This window comes from Wolbachia endosymbiont of Cylisticus convexus, from assembly GCF_003344345.1.
On record NZ_QPIP01000098.1, the window covers coordinates 1 to 5,051 of the forward strand.

Annotated in this window: 8 protein-coding genes; 3 read left to right on the forward strand and 5 right to left on the reverse strand. The window is 33.6% G+C overall.

What is annotated here, in order from left to right; all coding sequences use genetic code 11:
- The first annotated feature begins 169 nt into the window (after positions 1 to 169).
- The 3 genes from Wcon_RS08200 to Wcon_RS08205 all read left to right on the forward strand — a co-directional run bounded on the left by Wcon_RS08200 (position 170) and on the right by Wcon_RS08205 (position 1,275).
- Positions 170 to 415, forward strand: coding sequence for a hypothetical protein (locus Wcon_RS08200; RefSeq protein ID WP_114517832.1), 246 nt, complete (start codon positions 170 to 172; stop codon positions 413 to 415).
- 59 nt (positions 416 to 474) lie between these two features.
- Positions 475 to 603, forward strand: coding sequence for a hypothetical protein (locus tag Wcon_RS12585; RefSeq protein ID WP_255565546.1), 129 nt, complete (start codon positions 475 to 477; stop codon positions 601 to 603).
- Positions 604 to 876: 273 nt separating this feature from the next.
- On the forward strand, positions 877 to 1,275 hold the full coding sequence (locus Wcon_RS08205) for a hypothetical protein (protein WP_114517833.1): 399 nt from the start codon (positions 877 to 879) through the stop codon (positions 1,273 to 1,275).
- A 119-nt stretch (positions 1,276 to 1,394) separates the two neighbouring features.
- Here Wcon_RS08205 and Wcon_RS08210 read toward each other — a convergent pair whose 3' ends face one another.
- The 5 genes from Wcon_RS08210 to Wcon_RS08225 all read right to left on the reverse strand — a co-directional run.
- Positions 1,395 to 2,804 carry a hypothetical protein gene (locus tag Wcon_RS08210; protein ID WP_114517834.1) on the reverse strand — a complete coding sequence of 470 codons (1,410 nt, stop codon included), beginning with the start codon at positions 2,802 to 2,804 and terminating at the stop codon, positions 1,395 to 1,397.
- 84 nt (positions 2,805 to 2,888) lie between these two features.
- Complete coding sequence (locus tag Wcon_RS13105) at positions 2,889 to 3,020, reverse strand: hypothetical protein (RefSeq protein WP_410543465.1); 132 nt, start codon at positions 3,018 to 3,020, stop codon at positions 2,889 to 2,891.
- Positions 2,984 to 3,505, reverse strand: a complete 522-nt coding sequence (locus Wcon_RS08215; protein ID WP_114517835.1) for an ankyrin repeat domain-containing protein — start codon at positions 3,503 to 3,505, stop codon at positions 2,984 to 2,986. The genes Wcon_RS13105 and Wcon_RS08215 overlap by 37 nt, the downstream gene beginning before the upstream one ends.
- Positions 3,475 to 3,765 (reverse strand): ankyrin repeat domain-containing protein, encoded by a 291-nt coding sequence (locus Wcon_RS08220; protein ID WP_114517836.1) that lies wholly within the window; start codon positions 3,763 to 3,765, stop codon positions 3,475 to 3,477. The genes Wcon_RS08215 and Wcon_RS08220 overlap by 31 nt, the downstream gene beginning before the upstream one ends.
- 584 nt (positions 3,766 to 4,349) lie before the next feature.
- On the reverse strand, positions 4,350 to 5,051 hold a 702-nt coding region (locus Wcon_RS08225; RefSeq protein WP_458694583.1), incomplete at its 5' end, for a WD_0033/WD_0034 family tandem repeat-containing protein.

Genomic DNA, 5,051 nt, shown 5'->3' on the forward strand with positions numbered 1-5,051 from the left:
AACTGGAGAAGTTTTATGGTTAAACCTTTAACAGTAGTTTATTCGAAGTGCAAAGAATAGGTTAGGAAATAAAGCAGTGTTAATAAAAAGAGCTGTAAGTATGACGCAAGAATTTAGATTATTTTAGTTACTTTATTGTATAACTTGCTTTTTTCAAATAGAGGATTATATGAGTAAAATAACTTTTTTAAAAGGCAAAGAACTACTTAGAGAGGAAATAGAATCTTGTTTTAAGCAGGCAAAAATGGCAGAGGAGCCAGATCTACAGGAGCTTATGTGTATGGAGCAAGCTGAATTGATATCAGCAAAGCTTGGATGCCTTGAATATAATACAGAATTAGAGAAACTTAAGTGCCTTATAGAGCCGGAAAATGGATCACCAGTAATTATGCAAGAGGAAGTGCTTATTATCTGATCAAGTTGGTGTAGTGTAGTATGATTTGAGTGATTCCATAAACATTGTTTCAATAGGAAATGATAATTCAAGTTGAAAACAAATTAAGAATTGAAAGAAAAACTAGCCTGGCATTGGCTGAAAAAGAGGTTAGTTTTTCTTGTGTTATGGAGGAAGCTCAAAAGAGAAATACCGATGCTATGGAGTGAGCAATTAGAGAAGTTTTATGGATTAGTGTTGTAACGTTTATAAATAATGCTCACAGAAACTTATACTCAAATATGTAAGGATATTAACATAAAATAGCGAAGATCTTGATACATGTTAACAAATAGTTAAAAGCAGGAAAATCTTTCCAGCAAGGAATGACAAGTTACTTATGAGTTTAGTTCAAAATTTTAGTTAATAAATTAACTTATATTGACTTATATAAAAATATTAGTTACACTATTAGTAGTTTATTAATAAAAGAGGCTAACATCATGACAGATTTTATAGATTTTTTCAATAATGATTCAGAATTTGTTGATGATAACTTTTATTATGAAGTACACAAATATAATAAAGATGGTCAGCATATTAAAGATGATTTTTACTTATACTCGCTGAGTCTCCACGCGTGTGGAAATGAAGATGAAAATTTATCATTTTTTCATAAAGATCATGAGAGAGAATCTCTTATATGGCTAGACAAAGAGTATTTGCAAATATCAGAGGGTAGCTGGAGAAGCGGAAGCTATTATAGTGATCTTTTGAGTTCTGACTATGTGGTAAATGATGTAGCTTTGGATAAAAACATAGTAGAATTTAATGTAACTCCAACTGTAGAGAGCTACTCACAAGAGGTAAATAAAATTGTAATCTCGAAAATCGGCGCTTGAAGAAAGGTAATTTATAACCCTTGGCCTTACCTAAAAATCTGTTATTTTAACCTGGAGCACTTATACTCCTCCTATTTCTACTTGACTTGCTATGCTGCACTGAGTGACTTGAATTCATACTAGCATCCTGGCGCCCTGACTTTGCTTTTCTTCATAACCTTTTCACAGGAATTTGACGAAGAGTTCACTATATCGCCATACTCTAAATCTTTTACTGCTTCCAATGCTGCTTCCAAGACTCCCTCCTCTTTTTTTCTAGATGAGCTAACTCTTTCAGAAGACTGACAAAGCTTTCTAGGTCGTTTAAAATACCCTTGTTCTATAGCTTGATTAACTGATAAACCTCCTAATAAGCAATTTTGCCCTATTTCTTCGTTACAGCTTTTCAATTTCTCTAACTTTTCTTGATCTCTTACTTCTACCCCTATGAAATTTTCATCCTCCTCATCAAGATATAATTCAACTTCTAACTCCCCCAAGCTGGTGTAGAAAGTTAACACTATACCGTCACTACCTGCAATGTCAGTGTAATTTCTGTCTTCCCCTTCAATGTCAATTCTTACTATACTTCCTCCTATTTTCAACGTGCAGACTTTTAATTCTAGAGGTTCTACCTCCAATTCATTTGTAATTTTTACAACCTCAACAATACTATCTTGTGGATACTTTATATGAGAATAGATATTATCTATTTTTATTTCTAATTCATCTTGAATTTGTTTGTTTTTGTTCACAATGCTTTCACGCGCAGCTTCTTCTAGCCGGCTTCTAATTTCTTTACATCCACCAGAAAGATAGTCATCAAACTTTGTTTTATGGTCAAATATAAGTTGCGTAGTTGCTTGTTGCCCCTCGTCTTCTTTGGGGTTCACAACAAATCCCATAGTCACATGTGACATTCTATCGTTGTAGAAAAGACATCGCTTCACTTTCCCGCCTTTTAATAGTACATCTTCAGCAATATTTTGTATAATGTTTATATTGTATATATCTGTTGCTAGATCTTCACTACAATAAATAAATCTACCAGAGGTTACTTCTGTAACATCGTCAAGAACATCTTGTATTTTCTCAAATACTAAGTTCGCTACAGTTGTTCTATTGTCATCACAATATGAGTTTAATTTTATTCCCCTTTTAATATACTTACTGACTACACCTTCAATACCTTCTAGAGCACTCTTTGACCAAGCTTTTATAGATTCTTCATACTTTTGTATACTCTTTTTTATTTTCTCATACTCTTGTTTATTTTTCTCCATTATATCATTCATCTCCTGATGAAATTCGTCGCTTAACAAACTCTCTTCATCAGTCAATGGTATTTCTTTTTCTACTAAAGATGAATCTCCTTCTAAAAAAGGAAGAGAGTTATCTAAATCATAGCTTGAGTTCGAATCTTCCTCTGAGTTTAAATTGCTTAGATCAATACTTCGCTGTGAATCCCAATACTCTGAAGAATAATCACTTTTTGAGCTAGTTTGTTCTGCGTATGCCACACATTGCTTGTCTTTTATCTCAATATTCATAGTATATACCTCATCTTCGATACTTATTGTAACATGCAAGCGAAAATTAACAAGAAAAACATCCTGCCTACCAGCTTAATAGTTTCATCTACCCATTCCTGGTCCGCATAAGTTCTCCACGTTCACATTATTCATGTTGCCATTAGGTCCTTGCATTGCAGCTTGCTGCAATAAATTGACTACTTCCCTATGTCCACAGAACTGAGCCAAATGCAAAGGAGTTTTTCCTTAACATCTGCTCCATGCTTCAATAGTACTTCAGCTACTTCTAAATCACCTTTCCAAGCAGCAAAATGCAAAGGAGTATTTTCTCCAAGTCCAAGGTTTCTTGCATTAACATCTGCTTCATGCTTTAATAGTAATTTGACTACTTCTAAATTACCTTCCCAAGCAGCAGCATGCAAAGGAGTATATCCTTGCTCACTTTTTACATTAACATCTGCTCCATGCTTCAATAGTACTTCAGCTACTTCTAAATCACCTTCCAAAGCAGCAAAATGCAAAGGAGTACATCCTTCAAAGTTTTTTGCATTAACATCTGCTCCTCTCTCTAATAGAACTTTCACCATTTCTGGATAACCATTGCAAGCAGCAAAATGCAAAGGAGTTTTTCTTTCAAAGTTTTCTGCATGAACATCTGCTCCATGCTTCAATAGTAATTTGACTACTTCTAAATTACCTTTCCAAGCAGCAAGATGCAAAGGAGTTTTCTTTCAAAGTCTTTTGCATGAACATCTGCTCTATGCTTCAATAGTAATTTGACTACTTTTAAACCACCTTCCCAAGCAGCAAAATGCAAAGGAGTTTTTCTTTCAAAATTTTCTGCATGAACATCTGCTCCATGCTTCAATAGTAATTTGACTACTTCTAAATTACCTTCCCAAGCAGCAGTATGCAAAGGAGTATTTCCTTGCTCATCTATGGTGGGCTTTACCACTTTATCTTTATTACGTGGAAACATATTACCTCAAACTTAAGTTCTTACAACAGCTTTTACTGTACGAGAGGTTAATAAATAAAGTCAAGACAATAATTCAATAAAAATATACTATAAATTAGTGTCATAAAAGGTTTAATTGTTTACTTTTTCAAAAAACACAAAAATAGTGCGCATGTTTGTGAGAGCGCGTTGTATAAAAATAAGGTTATAGAAATAAAAGCACAAAATTATTGTAACAAAGCTAAGCAGATTAGTTCATACAAAAATTTAGTCTAAATTGGCCAATTAATCACTTAAAATCCGTATCCGTTCAGGCAATGGCGTCAACTTAAGGAAAAATATCAGCGATCGTGTATAAAATTTCTCTCTAAAACTTTTACCATTAAATTACCTAAAAACTGCAAGAAATAGCACTTTTGTTTCTATTTTATTTCAACAAAGAAGTTGCTAAGGTAGGCTCTTAAGTTGACACCATTGCCTGCCCTGACAGTCCTTCTTCTACTGTCAGTATACTCAAAAAATCATAAGCATCGGAATAACCTTTTAACAAAAAAATACAAAAGGAAGGTAAAAGATAGTCCTCCCTTCTGCTTGGGCTTTTGTTATCAAGCTTTTTCAGGTACTTGTTGGTTAAATACTTTTAAGTCAGGTTTATCTAGCTTATCACTAGGCTTTGATACTGAATATGTAATACCACCAGCAATAACTCCTATTACTAACGCAGCTGCTACAGCTATACCAATTAAAGCCAATATTGGTAATGCAACACCGTCAATACTGCATCCAATACCTACTGCTAATGCAGCTATAACACCACAAACACTACCAATCATTATTGATTTATTAATGGCTTTTACTGTGTCTTTTTTGTGACTATTAGATACGCTCTTTGCAAGTATTTCTAGCCAACTATCAATTTTAGTTTTTTGCTCTTCATCCTGCTCTTGATTTTTTAATGTTTCTAAAATCTCCGTAAGTCTTTTACGCTCATGTTCTTTTACACTAGCAAAAACTTCTTTTAATACCTCTTTATCTTTTTCAGCTACACCTAGAATATCTTTAATTCTTTCCTCCGAATTATTGAAACTTATAGCAAAGCCAAGCGGTGTTAGAGTACGTTCTTCACCATTTGGGAGCTTAATTATATTTTGAGTATTAAGAACTTCTTTTAACATATTATTCTCTTTAGCTACACCTAGAATAGCTTTAACTTTTTCCTCCGAATTAAGACCCATAGCAAAGCCAAGCGGTGTTAGAGTATGTTCTTCACCATTTGGGAGCTTAATTATATTTTGAGTATTAAGAAC

Coding starts and splice junctions, on each gene's coding strand:
- Wcon_RS08200 (WP_114517832.1), top strand. CDS start 170: ATGAGTAAAATAACTTTTTTAAAAGGCAAAGAACTACTTAGAGAGGAA.
- Wcon_RS12585 (WP_255565546.1), top strand. CDS start 475: ATGATAATTCAAGTTGAAAACAAATTAAGAATTGAAAGAAAAACTAGC.
- Wcon_RS08205 (WP_114517833.1), top strand. CDS start 877: ATGACAGATTTTATAGATTTTTTCAATAATGATTCAGAATTTGTTGAT.
- Wcon_RS08210 (WP_114517834.1), bottom strand. CDS start 2,804: ATGAATATTGAGATAAAAGACAAGCAATGTGTGGCATACGCAGAACAA.
- Wcon_RS08220 (WP_114517836.1), bottom strand. CDS start 3,765: ATGTTTCCACGTAATAAAGATAAAGTGGTAAAGCCCACCATAGATGAG.